Source organism: Escherichia sp. E4742 (assembly GCF_005843885.1).
Lineage (GTDB): Bacteria > Pseudomonadota > Gammaproteobacteria > Enterobacterales > Enterobacteriaceae > Escherichia.
Window position 1 is genome coordinate 165,904 of the sequence record NZ_CP040443.1, and the last position, 14,785, is coordinate 180,688.

14 protein-coding genes are annotated in these 14,785 nt (G+C 51.8%); 8 read left to right on the forward strand and 6 right to left on the reverse strand.

What is annotated here, in order from left to right:
• Positions 1–94: 94 nt before the first annotated feature.
• The gene (gene bglX, locus FEM44_RS00885; protein ID WP_135521930.1) at positions 95–2,392 is read right to left on the reverse strand and encodes a beta-glucosidase BglX; all 2,298 of its coding nucleotides are present in this window, start codon (positions 2,390–2,392) and stop codon (positions 95–97) included.
• Between the two features lie 195 nt (positions 2,393–2,587).
• Between bglX and dld the strand changes: the two genes are divergently transcribed.
• Positions 2,588–4,294 (forward strand): D-lactate dehydrogenase, encoded by a 1,707-nt coding sequence (gene dld, locus FEM44_RS00890; protein ID WP_135521928.1) that lies wholly within the window; start codon positions 2,588–2,590, stop codon positions 4,292–4,294.
• Between the two features lie 403 nt (positions 4,295–4,697).
• Here the strand turns inward: dld and pbpG are convergent, their stop codons facing one another.
• Together pbpG and FEM44_RS00900 are read right to left on the reverse strand one after the other, a co-directional pair.
• A complete protein-coding gene (gene pbpG, locus FEM44_RS00895; protein ID WP_135521926.1) occupies positions 4,698–5,630 on the reverse strand; it encodes a D-alanyl-D-alanine endopeptidase in 933 nt (310 codons plus the stop codon).
• 173 nt (positions 5,631–5,803) lie between these two features.
• Entirely contained in the window at positions 5,804–6,391 is a 588-nt protein-coding gene (locus FEM44_RS00900) for a Yip1 family protein (protein WP_001295454.1), read from the reverse strand.
• A gap of 169 nt (positions 6,392–6,560) precedes the next feature.
• Here FEM44_RS00900 and FEM44_RS00905 point away from each other — a divergent pair, with 169 nt between their 5' ends.
• Positions 6,561–7,139 (forward strand): DedA family protein, encoded by a 579-nt coding sequence (locus tag FEM44_RS00905; RefSeq protein WP_135521924.1) that lies wholly within the window; start codon positions 6,561–6,563, stop codon positions 7,137–7,139.
• A 147-nt stretch (positions 7,140–7,286) separates the two neighbouring features.
• On the opposite strand, the gene FEM44_RS00910 is transcribed toward FEM44_RS00905, so the two are convergent.
• Positions 7,287–8,048, reverse strand: a complete 762-nt coding sequence (locus FEM44_RS00910; RefSeq protein ID WP_135521922.1) for an SDR family oxidoreductase — start codon at positions 8,046–8,048, stop codon at positions 7,287–7,289.
• A gap of 52 nt (positions 8,049–8,100) precedes the next feature.
• The gene (gene mdtQ / locus FEM44_RS00915; protein WP_135521919.1) at positions 8,101–9,537 is read right to left on the reverse strand and encodes a multidrug resistance outer membrane protein MdtQ; all 1,437 of its coding nucleotides are present in this window, start codon (positions 9,535–9,537) and stop codon (positions 8,101–8,103) included.
• A gap of 222 nt (positions 9,538–9,759) precedes the next feature.
• Here mdtQ and yohP point away from each other — a divergent pair, with 222 nt between their 5' ends.
• Entirely contained in the window at positions 9,760–9,843 is an 84-nt protein-coding gene (gene yohP / locus FEM44_RS25390) for a small membrane protein YohP (protein ID WP_000691708.1), read from the forward strand.
• 373 nt (positions 9,844–10,216) lie between these two features.
• On the opposite strand, the gene dusC is transcribed toward yohP, so the two are convergent.
• Positions 10,217–11,164 carry a tRNA dihydrouridine(16) synthase DusC gene (dusC, locus tag FEM44_RS00925; protein ID WP_135521917.1) on the reverse strand — a complete coding sequence of 316 codons (948 nt, stop codon included), beginning with the start codon at positions 11,162–11,164 and terminating at the stop codon, positions 10,217–10,219.
• 272 nt (positions 11,165–11,436) lie between these two features.
• Between dusC and FEM44_RS00930 the strand changes: the two genes are divergently transcribed.
• From FEM44_RS00930 to FEM44_RS00950, 5 genes are all read left to right on the forward strand, one after another.
• Complete coding sequence (locus FEM44_RS00930; RefSeq protein ID WP_001295452.1) at positions 11,437–11,835, forward strand: CidA/LrgA family protein; 399 nt, start codon at positions 11,437–11,439, stop codon at positions 11,833–11,835.
• The gene (locus FEM44_RS00935; protein ID WP_130207051.1) at positions 11,832–12,527 is read left to right on the forward strand and encodes a CidB/LrgB family autolysis modulator; all 696 of its coding nucleotides are present in this window, start codon (positions 11,832–11,834) and stop codon (positions 12,525–12,527) included. The genes FEM44_RS00930 and FEM44_RS00935 overlap by 4 nt, the downstream gene beginning before the upstream one ends.
• Positions 12,528–12,656: 129 nt before the next feature.
• Positions 12,657–13,541, forward strand: a complete 885-nt coding sequence (cdd, locus tag FEM44_RS00940) for a cytidine deaminase (RefSeq protein WP_135521915.1) — start codon at positions 12,657–12,659, stop codon at positions 13,539–13,541.
• A gap of 185 nt (positions 13,542–13,726) precedes the next feature.
• The gene (gene sanA / locus FEM44_RS00945; protein WP_130207054.1) at positions 13,727–14,446 is read left to right on the forward strand and encodes an outer membrane permeability protein SanA; all 720 of its coding nucleotides are present in this window, start codon (positions 13,727–13,729) and stop codon (positions 14,444–14,446) included.
• Positions 14,447–14,448: 2 nt separating this feature from the next.
• Positions 14,449–14,688: a DUF2542 family protein gene (locus FEM44_RS00950; RefSeq protein WP_135521913.1), complete on the forward strand. Its 240-nt coding sequence runs from the start codon at positions 14,449–14,451 to the stop codon at positions 14,686–14,688.
• Positions 14,689–14,785: the final 97 nt, after the last annotated feature.

Genomic DNA, 14,785 nt, shown 5'->3' on the forward strand with positions numbered 1-14,785 from the left:
AGGGTGAAAATTGAACAAGTTGCAAACATCCTGTAGGCCTGATAAGCGCGGCGCATCAGGCAAAGGGCGCAAACGTCGCGCCCTTACTAAAGCATTACAGCAACTCAAACTCGCCTTTCTTAACGCGTGCGGAATCGGTGCCGATGAAGACGTTGAATTTGCCAGGCTCGGCGTCATATTTCATCTGTTGATTCCAGAACTTCAGCGCCTCAATATCGATTGGGAAGCTGACGGTCTGAGTTTCGCCCGGTTTCAGGGTGATTTTCTCAAAACCTTTCAGCTGTTTCACCGGGCGACTCATGGAAGCCGTCACATCCTGCAAGTACATCTGCACTACCGTAGACCCTTCGCGCTTACCGGTGTTCGTCACCTGCACGCTGGCGGTCACTTTACCGTCACGCTTCATGGTCGGCGCAGAAAGTTTCACATCAGAGACGGTGAAAGTGGTATAGCTCAGACCATAGCCGAACGGATAAAGCGCCCCGTTAGCTTCATCAAAATAACGCGAAGTGTATTTGTTCGGCTTGTCGGCATTATACGGACGACCGGTATTCAGATGGCTGTAGTAAACAGGGATCTGCCCGACAGAACGCGGGAAGGACATTGGCAGCTTACCGGACGGGTTGTAATCGCCAAACAGCACATCGGCAATCGCGTTACCGCCTTCCGTACCCGCAAACCAGGTTTCCAGAATCGCATCAGCCTGCTGATCTTCTTTCACCAGCGCCAGCGGACGCCCGTTCATCAGCACCAGCACCAGCGGTTTACCAGTGGCTTTCAACGCCGCAATCAAATCACGCTGACTTTGCGGAATAGTGATATCGGTACGGCTGGAGGCTTCATGCGCCATCCCCTGGGCTTCACCGACCACAGCCACTACCACATCAGATTGTTTCGCGGTCTGCACCGCTTCATCAATCATCTCTTGCGGCGAGCGCGGATCGACTTTGACTGCTTCTTCATACTGATTCAGGAAATCGATAATGCCTTTGTCACTGGTGACGTTCGCCCCTTTGGCATACAGCACCTTACCGTTTTCACCGACGGCATTTTTAATCCCGGTCAGTACAGTCACGGATTGATCGGCGACACCGGCTGCGGACCAGCTGCCCATCACGTCACGTTTGCTGTCCGCCAGTGGACCAACCACCGCAATGGTTGCCGATTTTTTCAGCGGCAGGGTTTCAAGGCGGTTTTTCAACAACACCAGGCTTTCGCGCGCCACTTCACGTGCTTCTTTGCGGTGCAGGCGGCTTTCAGCATTGGTATCCACCGGGTCAGACTCTTTCGGACCGAGATGGCTGTATGGGTCGTTAAACAGCCCCATATCATATTTAACGTTCAATACGTGGCGGGCAGCGTCGTCCAGCTCTTCCATCGTCACTTTGCCAGACTTGATCAACCCAGGCAGATACTTCGAGTAATACTCGTCGCTCATGCTCATGTTGATCCCGGACTTAAGCGCCACGCGCACCGCATCTTCCGGGTCTGCCGCCGTACCGTGTTTGATCAACTCTTTGATTGCGCCATGATCGGAAACCGTGATGCCTTTAAAGCCCCACTGATCGCGCAGGACATCTTTCAGCAGCCAGGAATCAGAAGTTGCAGGCGTGCCGTTGAGTGAGTTCAGCGCCACCATCACCGCGCCGCTGCCTGCGTCCAGCCCCGCTTTGTACGGCGGCATATAGTCATTAAACAAACGCTGCGGGCTCATATCGACGGTGTTGTACTCTTTACCGCCTTCTACCGCGCCGTAAGCAGCAAAGTGTTTGACGCTGGTCATCACCGAGTAGCGATCTGCCGGGCTTTTACCCTGCATCGCTTCCACCATGGTTTTACCCATAGTTGAGGTGAGATACGTATCTTCACCAAAACCTTCGGAAGCGCGACCCCAGCGAGGATCGCGCGAGACATCGACCATCGGCGCCCAGGTCATGTTCAGGCCATCGTCCGCCGCTTCATAAGCAGAAACGCGCCCGACGGTTTTCACTGCGTCGAGGTTAAAAGAGGACGCAAGACCGAGGCTAATCGGGAAGACGGTGCGCTGACCATGCAGCACGTCGTAGGCAAAGAAGAGAGGAATTTTCAGGCGGCTCAGTTCCATCACCTGATCCTGCATGGCGCGGATATCCTGACGTGTGACGGTATTGAAAATCGCCCCCACCTGCCCGTCTTTGATCATCTCGCGGATCGCCTCTTTCGGGTTATCCGGGCCAACGCTGATTAAACGCAGCTGACCAATTTTCTCATCGACCGTCATTTTCTTGAGCAGTTCGGTGACGAACGCATCCCGCGCTTCGGGCGTTAATGGATGGTTGCCGAATAAATCATCCGCCAGTGCTGGCTGTAGGGCCAGACTCACCGCGATACCTACTGAACATAGCCATTTCATGTGGATTATTCTTCCTCTGTTGCCCGACGTGGCAGCGAAAATGGTGCAAAAGCGGTAGTTTGCCATAAGCCTGATGGAGAGAGAAAAAGAAAGCTCAGTTTATTGTCTGAATTTTCAAAATATTCACTCGCTGAATTGTCATACAAGGCGCTATTCTAGTTTGTGATGTTTTTTCGCCACCACAAGGAGTGGAAAATGTCTTCCATGACAACAACTGATAATAAAACCTTTTTGAATGAACTTGCCCGTCTGGTCGGTTCTTCACACCTGCTCACCGATCCCGCAAAAACGGCCCGCTATCGCAAGGGCTTCCGCTCCGGTCAGGGTGACGCGCTGGCCGTTGTTCTTCCAGGCTCGCTACTGGAATTGTGGCGAGTACTGAAAACCTGCGTCACCGCCGACAAAATTATTCTGATGCAGGCCGCCAATACCGGTCTGACCGAAGGCTCCACGCCAAATGGTAACGATTATGATCGCGATATCGTGATCATCAGCACCCAGCGCCTCGACAAGCTGCATGTTCTCGGTAAGGGCGAACAGGTGCTGGCGTATCCTGGCACCACGCTCTATTCGCTGGAGAAAGCTCTCAAACCATTAGGCCGCGAACCGCACTCGGTGATTGGTTCATCGTGTATTGGCGCATCGGTTATCGGCGGCATCTGTAATAACTCTGGTGGCTCGCTGGTGCAGCGTGGTCCGGCGTATACCGAAATGTCGTTATTCGCACGCATAGATGAAAACGGCAAGCTGACGCTGGTTAACCATCTGGGAATTGATCTGGGTGAAACGCCGGAGCAGATCCTCAGCAAGCTGGATGACGATCGCATCAAAGAAGATGATGTGCGCCACGATGGCCGTCACGCCCATGATTATGACTATGTTCACCGCGTACGAGATATTGAAGCCGACACGCCCGCACGTTATAACGCTGACCCGGATCGCCTGTTTGAATCCTCCGGTTGCGCTGGCAAACTGGCCGTCTTCGCAGTGCGTCTGGATACCTTTGAAGCGGAAAAAAACCAGCAGGTATTTTATATCGGCACCAACCAGCCGGAAGTACTGACCGAGATCCGCCGCCATATTCTGGCTAATTTCGAAAATCTGCCGGTTGCCGGGGAATATATGCATCGGGATATCTACGATATCGCGGAAAAATACGGCAAAGACACCTTCCTGATGATCGATAAACTTGGCACCGACAAGATGCCGTTATTCTTTAATATCAAGGGACGTACCGATGCGATACTGGAGAAGGTGAAGTTCTTCCGACCACACTTTACCGATCTCGCAATGCAGAAATTCAGTCATTTGTTCCCCAGTCATTTGCCGCCACGCATGAAAAGCTGGCGCGATAAATATGAACATCATCTGCTGTTAAAAATGGCGGGGGATGGCGTGGGCGAAGCAAAATCCTGGCTGGTAGATTTTTTCAAACAGGCCGAAGGCGATTTCTTTGTCTGTACGCCGGAAGAAGGCAGTAAAGCGTTTTTGCACCGTTTCGCGGCGGCAGGCGCAGCAATACGTTATCAGGCGGTACATTCCGATGAAGTCGAAGACATTCTGGCGCTGGATATCGCTCTGCGGCGTAATGACACCGAGTGGTATGAACATCTGCCGCCAGAAATCGACAGCCAGCTGGTGCATAAGCTCTATTACGGGCATTTTATGTGCTACGTCTTCCACCAGGATTACATCGTCAAGAAAGGCGTGGATGTGCATGCGCTGAAGGAACAGATGCTGGAATTGTTACGCCAGCGCGGCGCGCAATATCCTGCCGAGCATAACGTCGGTCATTTGTATAAAGCACCGGAGACGCTGCAAAAGTTTTATCGTGAAAACGATCCGACTAACAGTATGAATCCGGGGATCGGTAAAACCAGTAAGCGGAAAAACTGGCAATAAGTGGAGTAAATACGGCTGAATGCCTGATACGCAAGCATCGCATCAGGCATGGCTCAATCGAATGCCGGATGCGGCGTGAACGCCTTATCCAGCCTACGGGCGCGTCACATTTGTAGGCCTGATAAGATGCGCAAGCATCGCATCAGGCACGGACAACGAATGCCGGATGCGGCGTGAACGCCTTATCCAGCCTACGGGCGCGTCACGTTTGTAGGCCTGATAAGATGCGCAAGCATCGCATCAGGCGCGGGCAACGAATGCCGGATGCGGCGTGAACGTCTTCTCCGGCCTACGGGCGCGTCACGTTTGTAGGCCTGATAAGATGCGCAAGCATCGCATCAGGCATGGGCAACGAATGCCGGATGCGGCGTAAACGCCTTATCCGGCATACAGGCAAGCAAACTTAATCGTTCTGTGCCGTCTGCCCTGCCGCCGCCATCTGGGCGGCTTTTTGTTTTTTATAACTCAACGCCGCTGCCGGAACGGGCATCACTTTGCCGGTTTCAATCCATGTACGCAGGCGGCTGGCATCGGCAAAATGGGTATATTTGCCAAACGCATCCATCACCACCAGCGCCACCGGTTTATTATTGAAAACCGTGCGCATCACCAGGCAATGCCCTGCGGCATTGGTAAAGCCCGTTTTGGTTAGCTGGATATTCCAGTTATCGCGATACACCAGATGGTTAGTATTGCGGAATGGCAGCGTATATGACGGATTAGAGAAGGTCGCCATATCTTCACGGGTGGTACTTAACTGACCGATCAACGGATATTGTTTGGTGGCAATCAACAATTTGGTCAGATCACGGGCAGTCGAAACGTTATGCACTGATAGCCCGGTCGGTTCAACGAAGCGCGTGTTACTCATCCCGAGAGCTTTTGCTTTCGCATTCATTGCTTTAATAAAGGCGTTATAACCACCAGGATAATGGTGCGCCAGGCTTGCCGCCGCACGGTTTTCCGAAGACATCAGCGCCAACAACAGCATCTCTTTACGGCTGATTTCGCTGTTCAGTCGTACGCGCGAATAGACCCCTTTCATCTCCGGCGTCTGGCTGATGTCTACTTTTAGTTTCTCATCCAGCGGCAGTCGTGCATCCAGCACAACCATCGCAGTCATTAATTTGGTGATTGAGGCAATCGGACGCACCAGATCAGGGTGGTTCGAATAGATCACTTTGTTGGTATTAAGATCAACAATCATCGCACTACCGGAAGCGATTTCCGGCTGCGAAGCGGTGGTAGCGGCTGCCGTTTTCGCAGCGGCCTGCGGTGCAAAAGGCACAGCCAGCATCAGGGCCAGGCTAAATAAAGAAACTCGAAATTTCGGCATGATGAGCATTCAAATAGTGGTTCACGCGCACGGGTTGCGCACCGCCGGAGTAAGGATTTACTGAGGCTAGCGAAGCCATCATAACGAGCAAAAAGTGCGGTCGTCAAAGGAGAATCGTGAGGAAATGCTGCATTGCTGACATTTACGCCAGCAATGCAACTCAAAAGAACTTTCTAGAACAGACGATAACCGTACCCCCAAAGTATGACGGTAAGGGCGAGCAGGACTTCCAGTACCAGCACACCAATCGCCAGTGTCGAACTGGAGAAGCTAAGACCTTCCTCTTTGTTAATATTCAGGAAGCTTGGAATACCGAGATAAAGCAGATACCCCGTGTAAAACAGCGCCACCGTGCCGACCAGAGCACACAGCCAGACCAGCGGGTAAAGCGCTACCAGACCGCTTAGAAACAGCGGCGTCGCGACGTAGCCCGCGAAGACCATACAGTGCGCAAGCGACGGACGCTGTGGGTAATTGCGCGCCATCCACCAGATGACCCGCCCCATCACTGCGACCCCAGCCAGCATCACGCCATAAAACAAGACAGCCAACGCCAGTCCGGTAAACCAGGATAACTTCAGGATAGTGCCATCGCCAAAATTCCAGCCGATTTGCGTGGTGCCAATGAAGGCGCAAATCACCGGAATCGCCGCCATCAGCAAAACGTGGTGGGTGTAGTGATGAGAAATCGTTTCGTTTTCACGATTAATCACCTGCATTTCACGATCGGGATGGGAAAACAGTCCCCAGACATGGCTCATACCGCCCCCTTGTTGTGAGTTCATGAACCTGACAGTTCAAGTATAAGTCAGCTTGTGATTATTTTTTGTCCTGTCATGAAATTTGCGTCGCCTGATGAAACGCCTTTTTCTGCGCAAACAATTCACAGGGTGTATGCTTACAGACAACCAAAGGGAGACAGACTGGCCTATGGATCTTAATACGCTTATTTCACAATATGGTTATGCCGCGCTGGTACTTGGCAGTCTGGCAGAGGGTGAAACCGTGACTTTGCTGGGAGGCGTTGCGGCACATCAGGGATTATTAAAGTTTCCGCTGGTGGTTCTTTCTGTGGCACTTGGCGGCATGATTGGCGACCAGGCGCTTTATCTGTGCGGACGGCGGTTTGGCGGCAAACTGTTACGCCGTTTCTCAAAACATCAGGATAAAATTGAACGGGCACAAAAGCTGATCCAACGTCATCCGTATCTGTTTGTTATTGGTACACGTTTTATGTATGGCTTTCGGGTGATTGGTCCGACGCTGATTGGCGCCAGTCAGCTACCGCCGAAAATATTTCTACCGCTGAATATTCTCGGCGCATTTGCCTGGGCGCTGATTTTTACCACCATTGGCTACGCGGGTGGCCAGGTGATTGCGCCGTGGTTGCACGATCTTGACCAACATTTGAAGCACTGGGTTTGGTTAATTCTGGTTGTGGCTCTGGTGGTTGGTGTTCGCTGGTGGCTGAAACGGCGCGGGAAGAAAAAGCCAGATAATCAGGCGTAAAGCAGTTACCTCATGATGCGGCCTGTAGACGGATAAGGCGTTCACGCCGCATCCGACAACAGCTGCTCCATGCCTGATGCGGCGCTTGCGCGTCTTATCATGCCTACCAAAATATTACCCATTGAAATAGCCACTCACCTCATTGCACTACTCCGGCTTAAACTGCGGATTTGCCAGCATAAAACCGCCATCGACAATCAGCGACTGCCCAGTGGTGTAATTGGCGCCTTCGGAACATAGCCAGGCCACCAGGCTGGCAATCTCATGCGTTGCGCCGAAACGTCGCAGGGGAATCGAAGGCTCCGCACCAGGCTTCACATCGCCGTCATCCATTCCATTCATCGGCGTGGCAATCGCGCCAGGCGCAACCGCATTCACCAGAATCTTGTGCCGCACTAACTCCAGCGCCATCGCTTTAGTTAGCCCACCGAGCGCATGTTTAGCGGCTGTGTAAGCGCTGGCATCCGGCAACGGCGTATGTTCATGCACCGAAGTAATGTTGATGATTCGACCACCCTGCCCTTGTTTCACCATCTGGCGGGCAGCAATTTGTGAGCATAAAAATGCACCATCGACATCAACGGTAAAAATCTTTCGCCATTCGTCAAAAGCCATATCAAGAAACGGCGCTTTGGTCATTGCGCCCGCATTATTCACCAGCACATCAATACGCCCCAGCCGTTGAATGAGCTTCTCCAGCACCCTGGCACCGTCAGGTAAATTGCCGAGATCCAGTTGCACCATCTCCGCACGGACGCCGTGGCTAACTACCTCACGCGCGGTATCTTTTGCCCCTTCTTCATCAGAGTGCCAGGTAATGCCAATATCAAACCCTTGCTGCGCCAGTAATAAAGCGCACTCTTTACCTATTCCTGAATCAGAAGCGGTAATAATCGCGACCTGTGCCATTGAGTTCTCCACCTAACGCTGACTAAACGTTAAGTATAGAAGGCGCATATCCTCAGCGTTTGTAGCCCCCGCCCAGCGCACTGGTAAGTTGAATGGAGGCATCCAGCCATTGCCCTTGCAAAAGCAGGCCATTGGCTCGTTCGCGAAGCGCCGGAATTCTGGCTTCACTGACGCGGGAACCCGCGATGATGCCCGCGTTAAATCGCGCCTGTGCCAGCCCCACCACACGCAAGGCATCGCGCTCAATTTGCGCCTGATGCTGGTTTTTCTCTGCCAGTGTCTGAACCTGACTCGCCGCCCGCGCCACGTCATTCACCGCCTCGACCACCGCTTTGTTGTAGTTGGCAATCGACAAGTTGCTTTCGGCTTTCGCGATATCGAGGTTGGCGTTAAGACGGCCGCTATCGAAAATGGGTAGCGTCAGCCCCGCCGTGACGCCCATCTGTTGGGCGGAGCTACGAAAAAGATCGCTTAAATGCAAAGCATCCTGTTGCAGGAAGGCCATCAGATTGATGTCGGGATAAAATGCCGCTTTTGCTGCGTCGATGGTACTTAACGACGACTCGACATACCAATGCGCCGCCTGCAAATCTGCCCGCCGGGCCAGCAAGGAATATCCCAGTTCATCTGGAAGCTGGCTTGCCACTTTCGGCAACGTGACCGGATGCAGCTTCAATGCGCTTTTCTGATGGTTGGTGAGCGCACTTAATCGCGCCTCGATAATTTTCATCTTACCTGCGACATCGTTGAGCTGTTGCTGGGTTTTACTGGCATTAATATCGGTTTCCACACCTTCAACCGAAGAGGTAATTCCACGCTGATAGAGCTGGCGATCGGTCGCAATAATGGTGTTCTGCTCTTTTTCGATTTGCAGCAATACAGTGTTCAAAGCTGCCTGGGTTTGCCACTCCCAGTACAGGCGTGCCACGCTGCCAGCCAGCAATTGTCGGGTCTGCTCACGTTCAGCCGCCCGTGCTTTAACATTCCCCAGGCGAGCAGTAACTTCCGCCCGATTCTTTCCCCAGATATCAAGATGCCAGCCCGCCGTTAAACCAAAAGTACCGTTGGTATACCACGGCCCCGTAGTTCCTGCGGCAGGATCGTTCAGGGCAAACGGCCCCATTAACCCTTCAGCCGACATTTTTTGCCGTTGCATATCCGCAGAAAAATCTACCTGTGGGCCATCCTGAGTGGCAACTGCCTTCGCCTGGGCTTCAGCCAGTTGAATGCGCTGTTCAGCCACCTGCATATCCGGTGCGTTCTGTATTGCATTATTAATTAAGGAGGTGAGTTGATTATCGTGGTATTCCCGCCACCACAGGCTGTCTGGCCAACCGTTTTTCAATGCCGCAGGTAACGCCGTGTCCACTTGCGTGGCAGGCGTTTGCAGGCTTAACGCCTGGCGAGTTTCGTGCACAGGCGCACACCCAGCCAGAATGAGGAACAGCGGAAAACAGACGATAGCTGGATAAAAGGAATCACGATTCATGGGGAGTAATCAGGTAAGAAAAGGTGCGCGGAGATTACCGTGTGTTGCAATGTATTTTTTAGTTTCGCGTGGCAATACATCAGCAGCAATAAAACGACATATCCAGAAAAATATACAGTAAGTGAATGATATCCTCTGATTTATCTTAATCGTTTATGAATGACGGCAAAGAGTTTCATTTTTTCCTATACTTATTCAGCATTCACAAATAAAGGAACGCCAATGAAAATTATACTCTGGGCAGTATTGATTATTTTCCTGATTGGGCTACTGGTGGTGACTGGCGTATTTAAGATGATATTTTAAAATTAATTAATGTCATCAGATTCGAAAATAACGAGAATATTTCAGTCTCTCATCCTGTTGCGCTCCTGTCATGTGCATTGCTTCATATAATCACTGGCGCAAGGAGCGCGCAAGGGGCGGCCAATCGCCGCCGCCCCCTGCACCCCCGGGCTCTGGCGAACAAAATCGCCGCTGCGCGGTGCCCTCGGCTTATCCCTTACGGCTACCGGGTCGGGCGCGAGGTAACATCCCTGTAAAACGCGCCCTCAGCCCACATCCATGTGGGCTGCCCCGGCCTTCAGGGAACGCCTCGGCGATTTTGACGCCACCAAACAACCGTGCGGCCTATTGATAAAGAGCTAACACATTGTCAAAAAAACATCACTATGGTTTTTTAGAGTTTCTCGATATCAATTGCCTGAATAGCCATTGCAATATCAGGGGAATTATTCAACACCCGCACATGCTGAAATAATTCCGTTGCTTCATCATATTCTTTACGTAAATAACTCAACCACTGCTTAATCCGCGCGACGTGATATAACCCGGTATCCCCCTGTTTCTCCAGACGGGTATACTTTTGCAGCAATGCAACGACCTCCGGCCACGGCATTCGCGGTTCGTTATATTTCACCACCCGACTCAGGTTAGGAATATTGAGCGCCCCGCGCCCAATCATCACCGCGTCGCAGCCGCTGATAGCCATGCATTGTTGCGCACTCTGCCAGTCCCAGATTTCACCATTGGCAATCACCGGAATATTCAGCCGCTGGCGAATCTCGCCAATCGCCCGCCAGTCAATATGCTCCGCGCGGTACCCCTGCTCTTTTGTCCGCCCATGCACCACCAGCTCCGTAGCGCCAGCCTGTTGAACAGCATCGGCAATTTCAAATTTTTTCTCGCCACTGTCCCAGCCCAAACGCACTTTCACGCTGACGGGCAAATGCGCCGGTACGGCTTCGCGCATCGCTTTCGCGCCCTGGTAGATGAGTTCGGGATCTTTCAGTAACGTTGCCCCACCGCCGCTGCCGTTAACCGTTTTCGACGGGCAGCCGCAGTTAAGATCCACGCCCCAGGAACCTAATTCCACCGCACGGGCGGCGTTCTCTGCCAGCCATTGCGGAAACTGCCCCAGCAACTGTACGCGCACCAGCGTACCTGAAGGAGTACGGCTAGCATTTTGTAGCTCAGGACAAATGCGATGAAAAACTTTTACCGGCAGCAGTTGATCCACCACGCGAACAAACTCAGTGATGCACAGATCGTAGTCGTTAACTTCGGTCAGCAATTCGCGCACCAGAGAGTCAAGTACCCCCTCCATTGGCGCCAGTAACACACGCATATCATCACCCGCAAAAAAATGAGGCGCTATGTTAGCGCCTCCGGTCAGCGGATTAAAGGTCTGCCGAGTGAGATTGCTGCAAAGCTGCAATCCCTCTCTATGCTTGATCTATGGCAAACACGCTTTCTGTTGCGAAAAAGCAGATTTGCCTGAGTTCGCTGCTCACATCGTCATACCCAGGCGCGAAAAATAGCGATGAATTCTTAATGTGATCTGTAGCACATTTTATGAATTAATTGTATGATGAATCCATCTCATCTGGGGTGTTGATTATGAGTAAGACACTGAACATTATCTGGCAATATTTACGCGCTTTCGTCCTGATTTATGCCTGCCTGTATGCAGGCATTTTCATTGCATCCCTGCTACCGGTAACCATTCCGGGCAGCATCATCGGGATGCTGATCCTGTTTGTCCTGCTGGCCTTGCAAATTCTTCCGGCGAAGTGGGTCAATCCGGGGTGTTACGTTTTAATTCGCTATATGGCGCTATTGTTTGTGCCGATTGGCGTAGGCGTAATGCAATATTTTGATTTACTACGCGCGCAGTTTGGCCCGGTAGTGGTTTCCTGTGCAGTCAGTACGCTGGTGGTTTTTCTGGTGGTGAGCTGGAGTTCTCAACTGGTGCACGGTGAACGTAAAGTCGTAGGTCAGAAAGGATCAGAAGAATGATGGCAAATATCTGGTGGTCATTACCGCTGACGTTGATTGTCTTTTTTGCCGCCCGCAAGCTGGCGGCGCGGTATAAGTTTCCCTTGCTTAACCCGTTGCTGGTGGCAATGGTGGTGATCATTCCTTTTTTAATGCTGACCGGCATCTCTTACGACAGCTACTTTAAAGGTAGCGAAGTGCTAAACGATCTGCTGCAACCGGCGGTCGTCGCACTGGCCTATCCTTTATATGAACAGTTGCATCAGATCCGCGCCCGCTGGAAATCAATCATCACCATCTGTTTTATCGGCAGCGTGGTAGCGATGGTGACTGGGACTTGCGTGGCCTTGTTGATGGGGGCTTCACCGGAAATTGCTGCGTCAATATTACCGAAATCGGTCACTACGCCAATTGCGATGGCTGTCGGCGGCAGTATTGGCGGTATTCCGGCAATCAGCGCAGTTTGTGTCATTTTCGTCGGGATCCTCGGTGCGGTCTTTGGTCATACGTTACTTAATGCGATGCGTATTCGTACCAAAGCGGCGCGCGGTCTGGCGATGGGGACGGCTTCCCACGCCCTCGGTACGGCGCGCTGCGCTGAGCTGGATTATCAGGAAGGTGCATTTAGTTCGCTGGCGCTGGTGTTATGCGGGATTATTACTTCGCTGATCGCGCCGTTCCTTTTCCCGATTATTCTGGCAGTAATGGGCTAAAATTTGCGATGCGTCGCGCATTTTTGATGTACGTTTCACGCGTTGCATAATTAATGAGATTCAGATCACATATAAAGCCATGACAGGTTCGTAAACTGTTATCCCATTACATGATTATGAGGCAACGCCATGCATCCACGTTTTCAAACTGCTTTTGCCCAACTTGCGGATAACTTGCAATCTGCGCTGGAACCTATTCTGGCAGACAAGTACTTCCCCGCTTTGTTGACCGGGGAGCAAGTCTCTTCGCTTAAGAGCGCAACCGGGCTGGACGAAGACGCGCTGGCTTTCGCACTGCTACCGCTGGCTGCGGCCTGCGCGCGTACGCCATTGTCGAATTTTAACGTTGGCGCTATTGCACGTGGCGTGAGTGGTACATGGTATTTCGGTGCCAATATGGAATTTATTGGTGCAACAATGCAGCAAACCGTTCATGCCGAACAAAGTGCTATCAGCCACGCCTGGTTAAGCGGTGAAAAAGCGCTAGCAGCCATCACCGTTAACTACACGCCTTGTGGTCACTGCCGTCAGTTTATGAATGAACTGAACAGCGGTCTGGATCTGCGTATTCATCTGCCGGGGCGCGAGGCGCACGCACTGCGTGACTATCTGCCGGATGCCTTTGGACCAAAAGATCTGGAGATAAAAACGCTGCTGATGGACGAGCAGGATCACGGCTTTGCGTTAACTGGTGATACGCTTTCTCAGGCGGCGATTGCAGCGGCAAACCGTTCGCACATGCCTTACAGTAAGTCACCAAGCGGTGTAGCGCTGGAATGCAAAGACGGTCGTATTTTCAGCGGAAGCTACGCTGAAAACGCCGCATTCAACCCGACACTGCCGCCGTTGCAGGGTGCGTTAATTCTGTTGAATCTCAAGGGTTATGATTACCCGGATATCCAGCGCGCGGTTCTGGCAGAAAAAGCCGACGCGCCGTTGATTCAATGGGATGCAACCTCAGCAACGCTGAAAGCTCTCGGCTGTCACAGTATCGACCGCGTTCTTCTCGCTTAAGCCTGGTGCCGGATGCGGCGTGAACGCCTTATCCGGCCTACAAGTCTGGCACGCTTATAAGCGTTGCATCAGGCTTGCCAGCGCTCTCCTGATGTCGAAAATCCCGGCAAACAGTTTACCGTTTCTTGCGCAAAAGCAGCGGGTAAAGTAGCCTGATAAAAATTTCCCGAGATCGAGTCTTCTGCATGTTAAAGCGTCTGTTCTACAGCCTGTTAGTCATGATCGGCTTGCTGCTGTTGACTGTGCTCGGCCTCGATCGCTGGATGAGCTGGAAAACTGCGCCTTATATCTACGACGAGTTGCAGGATCTCCCCTACCGTCAGGTCGGCGTGGTGCTTGGCACAGCAAAGTATTATCGCACCGGAGTCATTAATCAGTATTACCGCTACCGTATTCAGGGGGCGATTAATGCCTATAACAGCGGTAAGGTGAACTATCTCTTACTTAGCGGCGATAACGCGTTGCAAAGTTATAACGAGCCGATGACCATGCGCAAAGATTTAATAGCCGCTGGCGTCGACCCCTCTGATATTGTTCTCGATTACGCGGGCTTCCGAACACTGGATTCCATCGTACGCACGCGCAAAGTGTTCGATACTAACGATTTCATTATTATCACCCAGCGTTTTCACTGTGAGCGGGCATTATTTATCGCTTTACATATGGGTATTCAGGCCCAGTGTTATGCCGTACCATCGCCAAAAGATATGTGGTCGGTACGTATTCGCGAATTTGCCGCCCGTTTCGGCGCGCTGGCTGACCTTTATATTTTTAAACGTGAGCCGCGCTTTTTAGGTCCATTGGTCCCTATTCCGGCAATGCATCAAGTGCCGGAAGATGCGCAGGGCTATCCCGCCGTCACGCCCGAGCAGTTACTTGAATTACAAAAGAAACAAGGAAAGTAGTTATGGATGTACAGCAGTTTTTTGTCGTTGCCGTTTTTTTCCTAATCCCTGTATTTTGTTTTCGCGAAGCGTGGAAAGGCTGGCATGCTGGCGCGATTGATAAACGAGTTAAAAATTCGCCGGAACCGGTGTATGTCTGGCGCGAAAAAAATCCGGGGCTCTTCTTTGCTTATATGGTGGCGTATTGTGGTTTCGGAATTTTATCTATTGGCATGATTATTTATCTTATTTTCTATCGTTAATATTCCCCTCTCCAGTTAATTATTGAGAATAATTATTACTTCACCTGATAAGCTGCGGATATCACATTCTTAACCGCAGCTATTTGTGAATCCTTTC